Below are 14712 nucleotides of genomic sequence, written 5' to 3' on the forward strand. Positions count from 1 at the left end.
AACTAGTTACGTAACTAAGAAAGGGTTTCCCCAAATGTCTTTTAGCAAAAAGATTATTGCGGGCGTTGCAGCTGTAGCAACTCTGGCTGCCTTGGCACCGGCAGTCGCAATGGCTGAAGGCGATGCCCCAGCCACTCAGCAGCAGACTCAGGCTGCTGACGCATTCATTACCGTAAACAGCAATGGCGGCACTTGGGCCGGCGGCGCCCGCGGCGACGCGTCGGCATCCGGCAAGGTCGGCGACAAGTTTGCGACTTTCGCGTCCCAACTTCCAACCATCTCTCGCGCCGGCTACACCTTCGCCGGCTACAGCAAAACCAAAGATGGAAGCTCCATCATCTCCAACAACGCTGTCATTACCAAGAACTGGACGCAGTTGTGGGCCGCTTGGACCAAGAATGACGCCAAGCAGTTCAACGTGACTGTCAGCACGAACGGTGGCACCATCGCCGACGGCGACCATAAGGGCGAAGCCGGAGACATCCAGGTATCTGCAGCACAGGACAGCGTGCTGGTAAACGCTCTGCCGCAGGTACAGCTTGATGGTTACCTGTTTGCTGGATGGTCCTACGACAAGGACGGCAAGAGCCCGGTCGTCGCAACTGACTTCGTCTCCGCCGACACCAGGGTCTACGCCCAGTGGACCAAGCAGAAGCCGGTCGTTGACGCCAAGCAGTTCAACGTGACTGTCAGCACGAACGGTGGCACCATCGCCGACGGCGACCATAAGGGCGAAGCCGGAGACATCCAGGTATCTGCAGCACAGGACAGCGTGCTGGTAAACGCTCTGCCGCAGGTACAGCTTGATGGTTACCTGTTTGCTGGATGGTCCTACGACAAGGACGGCAAGAGCCCGGTCGTCGCAACTGACTTCGTCTCCGCCGACACCAGGGTCTACGCCCAGTGGGTCAAGAAGGTTGAAGAAGCGCAGTTCTTCAACGTCAAGGTCAACTCCAACGGCGGCACTTTCATCGATGGCACCGATGCTGGATGCGCGGGCGACACCATGGTTTCCGTAAAGAAGGACAGCAGCCTGGTCTCCGCTCTGCCGCAGGTACAGCGTGATGGTTACCTGTTTGCTGGATGGTCCTACGACAAGGACGGCAAGAGCCCGGTCGTCGCAACTGACTTCGTCTCCGCCTACACCGAGGTCTACGCCCAGTGGACCAAGCAGAAGCCGGTCGTTGACGCCAAGCAGTTCAACGTGACTGTCAGCACGAACGGTGGCACCATCGCCGACGGCGACCATAAGGGCGAAGCCGGAGATATCCAGGTATCTGCAGCACAGGACAGCGTGCTGGTAAACGCTCTGCCGACTGTGACTCGCGAGGGCTACACCTTCGCCGGCTGGTCCTATGACAAGGACGGCAACAGCAAGGTCCTCGACACCGATTTCGTCTCCGCCAACACCTGGGTGTACGCCCAGTGGCAGGAAGTCACGAAGTTCAACGTGATCGCCAACACTAATGGTGGATATTTCGCCAATGGCACCACCGCGGGTGACGCCATGGTTGAAGCTGTCGAGGATGGCGCCAACCTCGTTGACTCCTTGAAGGGCGAAGAATTCCCGTTCGTGCGTCCGGGCTACACCTTCGCCGGCTGGTCCTATGACAAGGACGGCAACAGCAAGGTCCTCGACACCGATTTCGTCTCCGCCAACACCTTCGTCTACGCACAGTGGACCAAGGCCGACGACTCCAAGAAGGATGACAGCAAGCCGGCCGACACCACCAAGAAGAATGACACCAAGGGCAACACCAAGAAGACCGTTGCCCAGAAGATCAAGAAGGCCGTTCTCGGCAACACCGGCGCTACCGTCGGCGGTGTTGCGGCGTTCGCCGTGCTTGCCCTGCTCGGCTTCGCTGGCATCACCGTGCTCCGCAAGCGCGCCTGAGTCTAACTCAGTCAAGGTGGCATTCGCCTGAAAGCGATTAATTTGGGTCCGTGCAACGGCTCCTCTCTGGAGTACTTGCGCGGACCCAAATTGCCGTATTTAATGGCACGTTATGGCTTTATTGAACACACCCCGCAATAAGGTCACCGACATAGCTAAGGGTGTATAAGATAAGACTTGGCTGGCTGCCGGCGAGGGCTATACCTCAAACGCAGTTGATAGGTGAGGAAGAGCCTTCGAAAACACTTCTTCACCCTGATGCGCTGCCCTAGCCAGCGACCAACCATCCACCCCTGGGAATCGTACGATTTCCAGGGGTTTCCTGCATTCAGCGGAAAACCGCCGAACCTCAGCATACCGTAGAGCAAATTCCCGCGAATATGCTCACAGCCCCCTCAGAATTTCCTGTCAGCCCAACAGTCCTTAAAACAGTAGGCAAATCGGAATCATCAAGGTTTTTCAACACGCCCACGCAAATTCGCGCTACGCATACTTATCATTTTAGGGGGGGGGGGTGACAACTGAGGTCATTTGCGGTATATTACCGGCGTTTTACATATGAATAAACAGCTTTCGCGGTACTATCAGACAGGCATTGACGTCACCAAGTCACCCCTATATACACCCCTCTCCATAAAACACGCACGACATGCGCTTGGACGCGAATTCCGTGGTTTGGGGTACACTAGACATATTCGAACAAACGTTCGTATTTTAGGGAATTCCGGGGAATTCCCCACTATATACAGTGAGGAAACTCACGACACACCACTACCTGTAGTGTGTATGCTAGATAGTGGCTTGCGTAAGCGAGCATAACCGAAGAACGTGGCCGACACGGCTTTCGCAAACGACGGAAGCCATTTGCATAGGGAGGAAATCGAATGACCGTGACCGTCTTCACCAATCCGAGCAACCCGCAATGCGAAGCCACCGAACAGGAGCTTGCAAAGCTGGGCGTGCGTTACGATACCGTTGACCTGACGAAGAACCCGTCCACCTTCGAACAGATCAAAAACGCTGGCTTCAAGCAGATTCCGGTAGTCATCTCACCAAACTCCTCGTGGAGCGGACACAGGCCAGATCTGATCCGCCAGCTCGCACAAAGCTTCGCCGCATAAGCAAGTAGAAGTCGCAGTGCACCGAGTCCGCGAAGGCAGTGCGGGCACAGGTCACATGCAGCCGCGCAGGGCGCGACCAACAGCGGACGTCACCATCCGCGTTCTTCCACGAAGCTTCGCCATCTAGTCCATAAAGCAGTCATCCATAAAACAGTCAGACACTACATGCGGCTGGCCGTGGACGGGTCGAGCGTCATGGTCTGGAACCGATTGGCCATGAAGTCGTCGTCGAAATACGTGGCGAAGAATTGCGAAACAGGCGAATTCTGCGCAATACCCGCCATACGCGAATACCAGGAATCCAGCGCCATCAACGTCATCACACCGTCAACGAAAATCAGAGCGAAACACACCGCCGTCAACGTATAGCGAATCTTCCACGGAATACGCTGAATCATCGCAAGCAAATGCGGCAGAATCAGCTTCACCCACACCAAGCCGAGTATTCCCCAGAAAAACATGTATTTGCCGGATGTACGCCCATCAATCGACAGCCATTGACCCGTGTAATCCCACGCGCGAATACCGAACGCAACCTCCATGAACCAGCTAGTGAAATATTCGAACGCGCCGCCAATCACCGCGCTCGCGCAGAAAATCAGCATCCAATTCGACCGCCACAAGTGGTTGAGCAACACCGTCAGAATCACCGCGCCAAAACCGTAGATAGGCGAGAACGGCCCCCACAAAAAACCGGCGCGATCCTGCCATACGCCGAACAGCACATAGTGGTACAGCGTCTCCACTACCAGACCAAACACGCAACCGACCACAAACAGCCAGAACAAGTTGAAGAAATCCAACGAAATGTAGCCCTTGCCAGTCAGATCACGGCCGGCCATACCCTTCGAAACAGCCGTCTCATACTCGCTGCGCGCATCCAAACGACGAAGCGCGAACCGCAAACGTCGTTCCTCGCGCAGCGACGGATCAGCCGTGATATGCAACGCAACCAATACGAGCAGCTGCACGGTCGGACTGATCAAATTCACGCCCAAACCCTGCAACGCCAACGACAATAGGCCTTCCGCAAGCGTGAGCGGAATCATCAAATACGTCCATTGCGCGATATGCCGACGCTTGTTGAGAATCAGCAGCACGCCGAAAATCGCAAGGCATGCGGTGGAGACCAGCAGCACTGCAGCATGAATAATCGACAGAATAGTGGTGAGATTCAGCGCGCCAAACGCCAGTTTGCCGGAAAGCGCGGCGTGGACTGCGTACAGGCAGGAAATCACGATGATCGGCAACGTCACCACGCCTTCGACCAGCATGACGATGCCGTAGATGCGTGCAATCAGCGGCAGTCTGCGATCAGCCGGATTGTCATCATCTTCTGCTGATTGCGATTGCGTAATAATGCCCGCTTCTTCGATGGCTGCGATTTTGGTTTCGTCGGCGATGGCCTCGCTCACATCTTCAATCTTGCTCATGCTTGTTCGTCCTCCCTAGAACAACGCTACCAAAACCCAATCGCAGTGCGCTACACGAGATGATTGTTTGCGCGCAACGCGCACAACCTGCGATTTCTGTCTGCGCAAGTCACATGTCATCCCGCAATCACAAGATGTGCAGACAGCAGACTCGACGTGCACATACACAGAATGCAAGTTACGCGGTCGCCAACAGCAAGATTCACAGTCCTGCCGCGGTTTGTCGTGTTTATTTCAGTCATGGACGGAGCGCATTTACGCCTGTGCCCAAATTTGTCCGAGAGCGGGTATTACGATACGGGAGGCGTAGCGCTACGAATAACGTATCGCTACGTGCCAACACGGTCGAACATCCATTGGACTGGGGAGACAATGCGCAACGTACTGCAGATTCTGCGTCGCGACCTCAAACGACTCGTCACCGTACCTGCCGCTTGGGTCATCATGATCGGCATAACCATCATTCCGCCGCTGTACGCATGGTTCAACATCTACGGATTCTGGAATCCGTATGGCAATACCCAAGGCATCAAAGTTGCCGTAGCCAACGTCGACAAAGGCACCGACAACGCCCTGCTCGGCAAAATGAACCTCGGCGACCAGATCGAAGACACGCTGAAAGACAACGACCAGCTTGGCTGGGAATTCATGGGCAAGGCCGAAGCGATGGAAGCGGTACAGTCCGGCGACTGCTATGCGGCGATCATCATCCCCTCCGATTTCAGCGAGGATCTCGCCAACGTCGTGACCGACAGCAAGAACCGGCCGACGCTGGAATACTATGTCAACGAAAAATCGAGCCCGATCTCCCCGAAAATCACCGATCAAGGCGCGACCACCGTCGACCGTACCGTCAACAACACCTTCGTCTCCACCGTCAGCGAAGTACTCACTAAAGCCGTGAACTCCGCGAATGACACCATCAACGGCAAAACCAACTCCTTCGTCAACGAAACCACAGCAGAACTCGACAAAACCCAGAAGAACGTAAGCCTCATCCGCTCCACCATCGAAGATCTTGACGCACAGCTCGCCAACGTGCCGCAACAAACGCAATCCGCCCGTCAGGCAATGAACGACGTGCAGCTGGCCGCAGCAAGCGCAGGCAAGGGCCTGGCGAACACCGCCACCGCCATCAGCACCGCACAAAACGGCCTCAATACCTTCACTTCCAACGCCAACACCGCTTTGGAGAACGGTTCCGGTCTGATTTCGCAGGCCGCCAGCGACACCACCACCAGCATCAACAAGGTGACCACGGCCGTCTCTTCCGCAAGCGGCACCGCACAGCAGGCCGTTAGCAACATGCAAAGCGTGACCGACAGCAACGCCCAGCTCATCGAGAAGCTCAAGAACGTCAGCGACAACGCGCAGTACCAAGACATCATCAAGAAGCTCGAAGACACTAACAACACGGCCGCTGGCACGCTCAACGACCTCAAAACGTTGAGCGAGAACACACAATCCACGTCCGACAGCGTGTCCAAACTCGCCACCGACTTCAACAACAGCACGCAAAATTCGCTGAAAAGCATGGGAGATGCCCGCAACACGTTGAATTCCGGTGCGCTCCCCCAGCTCAACTCCGGTCTGAGCTCGCTCGCCATGACCGCCGGCACACTGTCCGGCACCGTAACCAGCCAGACCACCGTGGTCAACCAGACCTCCGCCGTGCTCGACCAACTCGACCAGGTGGCGAACGACACCCGTACCACGTTGCAGAACACCGACAAGCAGCTCGAGCAGGTGGAGAACAAACTCATCACCGTCAGCACCGATCTGAAAGCGCTCGGCAGCGTCGACATGCTGAAAAGCCTGACCGGCGGCAGCTCCCTCGACACGGAGAAAATCGCCTCGTTCATGCAGTCCCCCACCGTGATCGACACGAAGAACGTGTACCCGATAAACTCCTACGGTTCCGGCATGGCTCCGCTCATGACCAATCTGGCCCTGTGGGTGGGCGCGTTCGCCTTCGTGGTGATCTTCAAGGTAGAAGTCGACGATGAAGGCCTCGAAGGCCTCGACCTGACCGCTTCCGAAAAATATTTCGCCCGATACATGCTGCTCGGCATCATGGGCGCGGCCCAAGGCACGATCACCACCATCGGAGACCTGCTGCTTGGCGTGCAGACCGTGAACGCACCGCTGTTCGTACTTACCGGCGCCATCACATCGCTGGTATATCTGAGCATCACATTCGCACTATCGACCACGTTCATGCATATCGGCAAGGGATTGTGCGTCGCGTTGATTATCGTGCAGATTCCGGGCGCTTCCGGCCTGTATCCGATTGAGATGATGCCGAAATTCTTCCGCATGGTCTACCCGTTCGTGCCATTCAGTTATTCGATTGACGCGTTCCGCGAGACGATTGCCGGCTTCTACGATGGGCATTGGCTCAAGTCGATTGGCACGCTGCTGCTGTTCGCCGTGGCCGCGTTCTTCATTGGACTTGCGATTCGACCGCTGCTGGTTAATCTCAACCGCCTGTTCGCCCGTCAGATCAAGGAAAGCGACATGATCATCGGCGAGGAAGTGCAGCTTCCGGAACGCGGATACAACGTATCCCAAGCCATTCAGGTGCTTGCCGACAAGGGCGGCTACCGTGAGGCGATCGAAGAACGCGCAAGCCGTTTCGCCGAACTGTATCCGAAGTTCAAGCGTGGCGCGCTCATCGCCGGTTTCATTGTGCCGGTGATTCTGGTGCTGATTTTCTCCTTCACCAACGGCGAGAAGAGCGTGGTGCTTGCCACCTGGATCATCTGGGTGCTGCTCATCATCGGATTCCTGATGGTCATCGAATATATGCGTTTCAGCCTGCAACGCCAGGTGGAACTCGGCAGCCTCAGTGACGAAGCGATTCGCGAACAGCTGGTGGAACGCCAAGCTGCAAGGCTGCGCCGCAAGAAGCGCGCGCAACAAATCAGGCGAGACAAGCTGATGCGCAAGGCACAACGAAGAAAACACGAAACCAAACAGGCGATCGCCAACGTCGCAAGCACCAGCCAAGCCGATGCCGACGGCATCGCAACACTGGTACAGGCCATGAACGCGACCGGCAACACCGGCACAGCAAACAACACCAATTCCAACGGTAACAGCGAAAGGAGCAACGCATGAAAAACATCTGGAAACTGTTCGTCGGCGACGTTCGACGCCTGACCAGCAACATCGTCTCCATCATCATCGTTACCGGACTGGTGGTGATTCCAGGTCTGTTCTCTTGGTTCAACATCAGCGCAAGCTGGGATCCGTTCGCCAACACCGGCAATCTGAAATTCGCCGTCGCCAACGACGATGAAGGCTACAAGTCCGACCTCATTCCAGTGAAGATCAGTATTGGCGACCAGGTGGTCAATACCTTGCGCGCCAACGACCAGATGGACTGGACCTTCACCACCAAAAAAGAGGCCATCGACGGCACCAAATCCGGCAAATACTATGCGGCAGTGGTGATTCCGAAGGATTTCAGCACCCGCATGATGACGTTCTTCACCGCAGACGGCGACCATGCCACGCTCACCTACTACAACAACGAGAAGAAGAACGCACTCGCTCCGAAGATCACCGGCCAAGGAGCCGACACCGTGGCAGCACAGATCAACGAAATGTTCTCCGAAACGTTGACGAGCACCGCGCTCAACATCGCCTCGCAGCTGGCCGATGAGCTTGACAAACCGGAATCGCAGGCCACGCTCACCAACTTCAGCAACAACATGGGCAATTTCGCGAACACGCTTACAGACACGTCGTCCGCGTTGACCACGTTCAGCTCGCTGACGTTGAGCGCGCAGAACCTGCTTGACAGTTCCAACAGCCTGCTCTCCAACGTGAGCGGCAGCGCGAAGAACGCCGTCAACGAGCTCAAACAGTCGAAGAACGGCATCGACGAGCTGACCGGAGCCGTCAAAACCAGCACGAATGCGTTGAGCACCGCGTTGAGCAGCTCGTCGAACAGCTTCGGCGCGGTCTCCACCGATATTGACAGCGTATTCAACAATGCGGGCACTCAAGCCGGCAATACGGCCACCGCCCTGCGCAATCAGGCTGCGAACGTATCCAAGCAGGCGCAAAGCTATCAGAACATCTACGATGCCCTCGACGAACTCAGCAACAACAATCTGGTGCCGGAAGTCGCGAAAATCGCCATCAATCATCTCAAAACCAACGTGGGCGCGACCATTACGCAACTCAACGATTTAGCGAATTCACTCAACACCAGCGCCGACAATATCGACGCGAAAGTGAGCGACACCACAGCCGACCGCGAGCGCGTGAGCCAGCTTGCCCAGCAGGCGAAGGCCTCCATCGACGGCATCAAAACCGATTTCGACAGCCAGCTCAAGCCGCAGCTCAACGATATTTCCGATTCAATCAGCAGCACGGCCACCGCATTGAGCAGCACGGCCGCCGATCTGAAGGGCGCGTTGGGAGATCTCAACAGCACCACGAAATCGGCAGACAAGCAGCTGACCAATATTCGCACAGTGCTTGATTCCACCGCCGAAAGCCTCACCAAGGCGAGCACCGCGCTGTCTTCGTTCAATGGCACACTTTCCGACGCGCTGAACAGCGGCGATATGGGCACCGTCAAGGAAGTGCTCGGCAACAACACGGATTCGCTGGCGGCAGCTCTTGCGGCGCCCGTCCAGGTGAAGCGCACGGCTGTGTTCCCTGTTAAGAATTTCGGCTCGCAGCTGGCGCCGTTCTACACGATTCTTCCGCTGTTCGTAGGTTCGTTGCTTATGGCTGTGACGCTGAAACCCGGTATTTCACGCAAGAACCGTGAGGGTCTCGACAATCCGAAGCCGCATCAGCTATTCCTCGGCCATTATGGCGTGTTCGGTGTGATCGCGCTGCTGCAGAGCACGTTCTCGCTGGGCGGCAATCTCCTGTTTCTGCATGTGCAGGCGGTGCATCCGTGGCTGTTCATGCTGGCTGGCTGGACGAGCTCCTTGGTGTTCTCGTTCTTCACGTACACGATGGTGGCGAGTTTCGGCAATGTGGGCAAGGCTATTGGCGTGCTGGTGCTGGTGGCGCAGATTTCCGGTTCGAATGGCGCGTATCCGCTTGCCGTGCTGCCGAAGATTATCAGCGATATCAGCCCGTTCCTGCCGGCCACGCATTCGATTGTGGCGTTGCGTGCGGCAATTGCCGGTATTTACAACAACGATTACTGGCATGCGCTCGGCTCGCTGCTGTTGTTCCTGATTCCGCTGTTGCTGATTGGCCTGGTGCTGCGTATTCCTCTGGTCAAGTTCAACAAGTGGTATGTGGCAAAGGTGGAAAGCACCAAGGTGATCTCATGATTACCGGGGTGCATGAGGCGGTTTCCGGAGCCGTTTCCGACGCGGTCAGTGACGTGCATGAGGCTGTTTGCAAGGCGCATAGCCGCCGCGAGCAGCTTCGTGAGCAGACCGATCATAAGATTATGAAGGCCACGCTTGCGATTGTGATTTCCGATGGTGTCGGCGCGGTGACCATCGAAGAGGTCGCTCGTCGTTCCGGCGTTGCGAAGACCACGATTTATCGCCGCTATAAGAATGCGGATGATCTGTTGCGCCGCGTGCAGCTGGAAGTTGCGGGATTGCCGGATTTCAGCGATGTCGAGTTGTCGAAAAACGGTTTGCTGACGATATTGCAACGCATTCAAGGTTGTTTTTTCGACAGCGATTTTGGTTTGAAGGCCGTTGGCGTGGTGCTTTCGTCCGATAACACTTCGTTGAATGCGATTGCCGATCAAGTGCTTGTTCCTGCGGAAAAGCGTTTTTCTGAGTTTGTTGAACGCGGCATGAAAGCCGGAATGTTCCGTAATGGATTGGACCCGCAATTCCTGTTCAGCACGATACTCGGCTCCATGCTCGCCTGTAAGGCGTTGCATGGCGACGCGAGTATTCCTTGGCCTGAGAACATGGCGGCTGTTCTGTGGCCCGTTATGGCCGTCTGAAAGGCATTGCAGAGCAGAGTTGCACGTAGTAGTATCTGAAACTAATGAGCGCCCCCGCTACGGCCTTTAATCACTCTTTGGGTGAGGCTGTAGCCGGGGCGCTCATTGTACGTTTGCAGACTTTTCGCCGCTACTGGGCCTACTGGATCGACGCTTCCTGACGGGCCACGTCCAACGCCTTGTTGAACGCTTCCGACGTCCAGCTGGCACCGGCCACCTTGTCTACCTTGAGATCTTTGAGCGGCTTGCCGTCCACCACGCCGTTGATGGCTTCGGCGAATGCATTCTGGTGCTTTTTGGAGATGGACGTGAACGGATGCCCGATAACCTCCACATTGGTGACGGTCTGATCTTTGACCGTCACATGCACGTCGATGGTGTCTTCACCCACAGGCCCGTACTGGCCGTTGATCGAATAGGTACCGTCGGCATAGTTGCCGGTGTCTTGCTTGTCGGATGTAGTGCTGTTCGGATCGTCGGCATGGTTTTTGACGTCCGTATCCGCAGAATCGCCGGAGTCGGTGGCGCTACCGCTGTTCTTCGAATTTTTTTCCTGCGATTGCACGCTTTCGCCGGAATTTCCGGCATATTCGTCGTCCATTGGCGTCGCCTTGGGTTCGCCGCATGCCGACAGCAATGCAAGGCTTGCCGCAGACAGTGCGATTACTTTGATCGCATTCGATGATTCGTTGCTCATGTTCGCTCCGTACGATTCGTCAGTGCTATGGCTTGGATTGTTCGGCTGATTTCAGTACGATTTCAACGCGATTTCGGCTGATTTCAGCTTATTCCTCACCACCGGTTTTCGCGGCTTTGGTCGGGTCGGCGAAGCTGATGGCCGTCTCGCCATTCTGTGCGCCTTCCGCAGCGGAACCGGTATATGCCGGCTTGCCACCCGCCTGCTCATAGGCTTTCTTTGCGGCTTCATCATTCCACTTCTCACCGACGAGCACGCCATGGTTGAGCATGATCTCGCGCTGGGCACAAGATGCGACAAGCGCATCATGGGTCACAACGATGATGGTAGTGCCCTGCTCGTGCAACTGACGAAACAGGTCAAGCACGATCTTCTCGTTCTTCTCATCCAAATTGCCGGTCGGTTCGTCGGCAAGAATCAGTTTCGGACAGTTGATGAGCGCACGTGCGATGCACACACGCTGCTGTTCGCCACCAGAAAGCTGACCGGGCAAATGGTGGGCACGCTCCTTCAGACCGACGCGCTCCAACGCTTCCAACGCCTGCTGCTCGTTGACTACGGAATGGTAGTACTGCGCCACCATCACGTTTTCCACAGCCGTCAGATGCGGCACCAAATAGAACTTCTGGAACACCAAGCCAATCATGTTCTTGCGCACGTCGGCAAGCTGCTTGGCGTTCAAATCCTCCAACTTGCGGCCTTCCAGCATGACGGAACCCTTCGAAGGAGTATCCATGCAGCCAATCATGTTCATCAGCGTGGTTTTGCCGGAACCCGACGAACCGACAATCGCAAGCCATTCACCTTGCGGAACCGTCAAAGTCAAATCGTCGACGGCACGCAAATCGCCGTAAATCTTGGAAATATGATCCAATTCAAGCAACGTATTCAACGTATTCTCGGAACTCATGATTATTCCTCCCTCAAAACGATGGCGGGGTCGATACGGGTTGCGCGGCGAACCGGCGGAATGGATGCGATGACGGCGATGAGCACGCTCAACAGCAACGAGGCGACGCCCAACAGCCAGTTGAAGCCGATGGCACGCTCGAATACGGACACGCACAGCACGCGGGCCAGCAGGTAGCCGATGGCAGTGCCGACCAGTCCGCCAATCAGTCCGTAGATGGCGGATTCCACATAGAATTCAATGCCAATGGCCTGCGACGATGCGCCCAACGCTTTGCGCAAGCCGATTTCATTGCGTCGCTGAGACACGATGGAACTGATGGTGGTGCCCACGCCGACCAGCGTCAGCACGAGCACGACCAGCGACACAATCCAGAACAGGGTTTGCAGCATGGCGATGATGCGGGTGTCGGATGAGGTGATTTTGGTGACGGTCTGCGCTTTTACGCCGGTTGACGGATTCGCATTGATTGATTTGACGACGTCGTTGAGTTCGCTGCCTACCGCATTGACGGAATATTCGATCACGTCCGCACCGCGTTTGGAACCGGCCAGTTTGGCCACGTCAGCGTTGACTGCATAGACGATTTCGTCTTCGCTGCCGCCCGTATCGACGATGCCTCCGACACGGAATTCGGTGCCGGTGTTCTCCATAATGTCGGACGAAACGCGGCCGTTTTCCGTGGCTTGCGCTTCGGTTTGGCCAAGAGCGCCGGGATTCTGCGTATCGTCGGATGCGCGGTAGCCGATGGTTACGGTCGAACCGATGGAGACGCCGAGCGCGTCGGCCACGTCACGGCCGAGCATCACATTGCCTTCGCTGGGCCAATCGCCAGTCACATTCCAATGATGGTTGAGCGCTTTCACGTCTTTGGTCGTGATGCCGGCCAGCGTGTATGGCGCCGAGTTGATGCGGACGCTTTCATACCGGTAGGCGGCGGAACGGGCACTGTATGAGCCTTTCACCATCTGGTTCAACGCTTTGGCGGTATCGGCGTCGATGCCGTTGGACTTTTCGGTTGATTCGGACGGCGTGACGATAAGATTCGCGCCATACGCACGCATTTCCTCGTTCATCTGCTGTGGAACGGCAATACACGTTGCAGCAAGGCAGAACAGCGTGGCAGCGCCCACCATGGAGGCGATTACGGCCATAACGGCTCGCGAACGACGGCGGAACACCGCGCCCCACAGCATGGTGAAGAACATCTTGCGATTAGTCATCTCATGCCCCTTACGGACTGTCTTGAACTCACCTACCATGCAACACCTCCGCGGACGAACAGCACAGTGTGCTGTTCGTGACCGAGGCCGCAGCCGCGGCCGAGTTTACGGAACTCAAGTTGAAATCAGCGGCCATGCAAGACCTCCGCAGGTTTGAGTCCCAGAATCGAACGGATCGACGAGAACGAGGCGATCAGCACGGTGAGCGTCAGCAGCACAAACACCAGCACAAACACCATCGGACGCATCGTAATGCCGGAGCCGAATACCACATGTCCCACAATCTGCGCAACACCGGAACCCAACAGCGCACCGACAATCGCGCCAATCAACGAAATCACAGCCGTTTCAGCAAGCATCAGGCGAGAAACCGCGCCATCGGTGGCACCGATCGCCTTCAGCAACGCCAATTCGGAACCGCGCTCACCAATCGAGGCGGCCATCAGATTCGCCACTGCAATAGCGGCCGCGACCAACGAAAGCACGGTCATCAGCACCATCACCGCCTGCGTTTTCTGCAGCACATCGCCCTGCAATGCGGCCACCTGACGCACCTGCTTGGCTACGGAACCGGGAATAACCTCTTCGATCTGGTAGGCGATGGACGAAGGGTACGCGGTGCAATACCATGTTTCCCACTCGTCTTGCGTGAGCGCATTCGGATTCTTCGACGCCTTACGCGCCAAATCATTGTCTGGCGTGGTCAGAGCCTTGACTTCGATCTTGTCGATGGAATCAGGCAGATTCGCAAGCACCTGCGCGGTGGATGACGGAATGTACATCGCATTGTTGTCGCTATCGCCGGAATCGTAAATGCCGGTGATGGTGATCCGCTGCTTGTTGCGGCTGCCGTCGGCGGTGGTTTTGTAGAGGGTTACGGCATCTCCCTTGGTTACGCCGAGTTTGGATGCGAGCGTAGTGCCGATCAGGCCTTGCGCGCTATCGTCTTTCGGCCAGGAGCCGTCAAGCTTCCACCACGAACGCATGCCGTTCATGCCCGCCACGGTAGATTCGCCGGAATCCATATGCAGGGTCTTCGCGAACCATGTGCCCACGATCGGCACACTGGAAGCCTTGCAGGAGCTGGAATCCGCCGATTCGGACGCGCAGTTCACGTCAGCATGGATATTAAGTTCGGGGGCGAAATTCGTGATGTTGAACGCCCAGAAGATGGTTTTGATCTTCGGTGCATCCGATTCCTTCAAAAATGTGGTCGGATCGGATTCGGAAGTGCCGGAAGCGCTGCTATCCGCGTCACCGCCCGTGTTGTACAGGTCGTTGACGACGGCATCGGCCTTGGGCTGCACGGTGATGTTGGAACCGTACGTCGACAGTTCGGCGTTCAGCTTGTCTCCAACGTCGAACACCACGCCCAGCATGGCCACGCTGACCGTAGCCGACAGGCACACGGTGACCGCGATCAGCAGTCTGCGTTTGAACTGTCTGCTGAACGAGCGGAAGATCATTCGAAAAAAGAACATGACTAC

10 protein-coding genes are annotated in these 14712 nt (G+C 56.4%); 5 read left to right on the forward strand and 5 right to left on the reverse strand.

Features of this window, described 5'->3' with window-relative positions; translation table 11 throughout:
* Nucleotides 1-34: 34 nt before the first annotated feature.
* Together CE153_RS08020 and CE153_RS08025 are read left to right on the forward strand one after the other, a co-directional pair.
* Nucleotides 35-1894: an InlB B-repeat-containing protein gene (locus CE153_RS08020; protein WP_099595810.1), complete on the forward strand. Its 1860-nt coding sequence runs from the start codon at nt 35-37 to the stop codon at nt 1892-1894.
* 884 nt (nt 1895-2778) lie between these two features.
* A complete protein-coding gene (locus CE153_RS08025; protein ID WP_003833732.1) occupies nt 2779-3015 on the forward strand; it encodes a glutaredoxin family protein in 237 nt (78 codons plus the stop codon).
* A 161-nt stretch (nt 3016-3176) separates the two neighbouring features.
* On the opposite strand, the gene CE153_RS08030 is transcribed toward CE153_RS08025, so the two are convergent.
* Nucleotides 3177-4448: a putative ABC transporter permease gene (locus tag CE153_RS08030; RefSeq protein ID WP_099595811.1), complete on the reverse strand. Its 1272-nt coding sequence runs from the start codon at nt 4446-4448 to the stop codon at nt 3177-3179.
* 372 nt (nt 4449-4820) lie between these two features.
* Between CE153_RS08030 and CE153_RS08035 the strand changes: the two genes are divergently transcribed.
* Genes CE153_RS08035 through CE153_RS08045 form a run of 3 tightly spaced genes read left to right on the forward strand, consistent with a single transcriptional unit; the run spans nt 4821 to nt 10395 of the window.
* Nucleotides 4821-7568: a YhgE/Pip domain-containing protein gene (locus CE153_RS08035; RefSeq protein ID WP_099595812.1), complete on the forward strand. Its 2748-nt coding sequence runs from the start codon at nt 4821-4823 to the stop codon at nt 7566-7568.
* Nucleotides 7565-9757: a YhgE/Pip domain-containing protein gene (locus CE153_RS08040; protein ID WP_099595813.1), complete on the forward strand. Its 2193-nt coding sequence runs from the start codon at nt 7565-7567 to the stop codon at nt 9755-9757. The genes CE153_RS08035 and CE153_RS08040 overlap by 4 nt, the downstream gene beginning before the upstream one ends.
* Nucleotides 9754-10395, forward strand: coding sequence for a TetR/AcrR family transcriptional regulator (locus CE153_RS08045; protein ID WP_099595814.1), 642 nt, complete (start codon nt 9754-9756; stop codon nt 10393-10395). Before CE153_RS08040 ends, CE153_RS08045 begins: the two co-directional genes overlap by 4 nt.
* Before the next feature lie 139 nt (nt 10396-10534).
* Here CE153_RS08045 and CE153_RS08050 read toward each other — a convergent pair whose 3' ends face one another.
* The 4 genes from CE153_RS08050 to CE153_RS08065 all read right to left on the reverse strand — a co-directional run bounded on the left by CE153_RS08050 (nt 10535) and on the right by CE153_RS08065 (nt 14706).
* Entirely contained in the window at nt 10535-11092 is a 558-nt protein-coding gene (locus tag CE153_RS08050; protein ID WP_099571123.1) for an FMN-binding protein, read from the reverse strand.
* A gap of 88 nt (nt 11093-11180) precedes the next feature.
* Nucleotides 11181-12002, reverse strand: coding sequence for an ABC transporter ATP-binding protein (locus tag CE153_RS08055; RefSeq protein WP_099595815.1), 822 nt, complete (start codon nt 12000-12002; stop codon nt 11181-11183).
* Between the two features lie 2 nt (nt 12003-12004).
* On the reverse strand, nt 12005-13225 hold the full coding sequence (locus tag CE153_RS08060; RefSeq protein ID WP_099595816.1) for an ABC transporter permease: 1221 nt from the start codon (nt 13223-13225) through the stop codon (nt 12005-12007).
* 125 nt (nt 13226-13350) lie between these two features.
* Entirely contained in the window at nt 13351-14706 is a 1356-nt protein-coding gene (locus tag CE153_RS08065; RefSeq protein WP_099595817.1) for an ABC transporter permease, read from the reverse strand.
* Nucleotides 14707-14712 lie beyond the last annotated feature (6 nt).

Origin of the sequence: Bifidobacterium sp. N4G05 (assembly GCF_002742445.1) — a bacterium.
Lineage (GTDB): Bacteria > Actinomycetota > Actinomycetes > Actinomycetales > Bifidobacteriaceae > Bifidobacterium > Bifidobacterium hominis.

What these genes read in the sequence shown, in the direction of transcription:
- CE153_RS08055 (WP_099595815.1), bottom strand. Translation starts at nt 12,002, where the DNA reads ATGAGTTCCGAGAATACGTTGAATACGTTGCTTGAATTGGATCATATT.
- CE153_RS08050 (WP_099571123.1), bottom strand. Translation starts at nt 11,092, where the DNA reads ATGAGCAACGAATCATCGAATGCGATCAAAGTAATCGCACTGTCTGCG.
- CE153_RS08020 (WP_099595810.1), top strand. Translation starts at nt 35, where the DNA reads ATGTCTTTTAGCAAAAAGATTATTGCGGGCGTTGCAGCTGTAGCAACT.
- CE153_RS08035 (WP_099595812.1), top strand. Translation starts at nt 4,821, where the DNA reads ATGCGCAACGTACTGCAGATTCTGCGTCGCGACCTCAAACGACTCGTC.
- CE153_RS08060 (WP_099595816.1), bottom strand. Translation starts at nt 13,225, where the DNA reads ATGACTAATCGCAAGATGTTCTTCACCATGCTGTGGGGCGCGGTGTTC.
- CE153_RS08040 (WP_099595813.1), top strand. Translation starts at nt 7,565, where the DNA reads ATGAAAAACATCTGGAAACTGTTCGTCGGCGACGTTCGACGCCTGACC.
- CE153_RS08065 (WP_099595817.1), bottom strand. Translation starts at nt 14,706, where the DNA reads ATGTTCTTTTTTCGAATGATCTTCCGCTCGTTCAGCAGACAGTTCAAA.
- CE153_RS08030 (WP_099595811.1), bottom strand. Translation starts at nt 4,448, where the DNA reads ATGAGCAAGATTGAAGATGTGAGCGAGGCCATCGCCGACGAAACCAAA.
- CE153_RS08045 (WP_099595814.1), top strand. Translation starts at nt 9,754, where the DNA reads ATGATTACCGGGGTGCATGAGGCGGTTTCCGGAGCCGTTTCCGACGCG.
- CE153_RS08025 (WP_003833732.1), top strand. Translation starts at nt 2,779, where the DNA reads ATGACCGTGACCGTCTTCACCAATCCGAGCAACCCGCAATGCGAAGCC.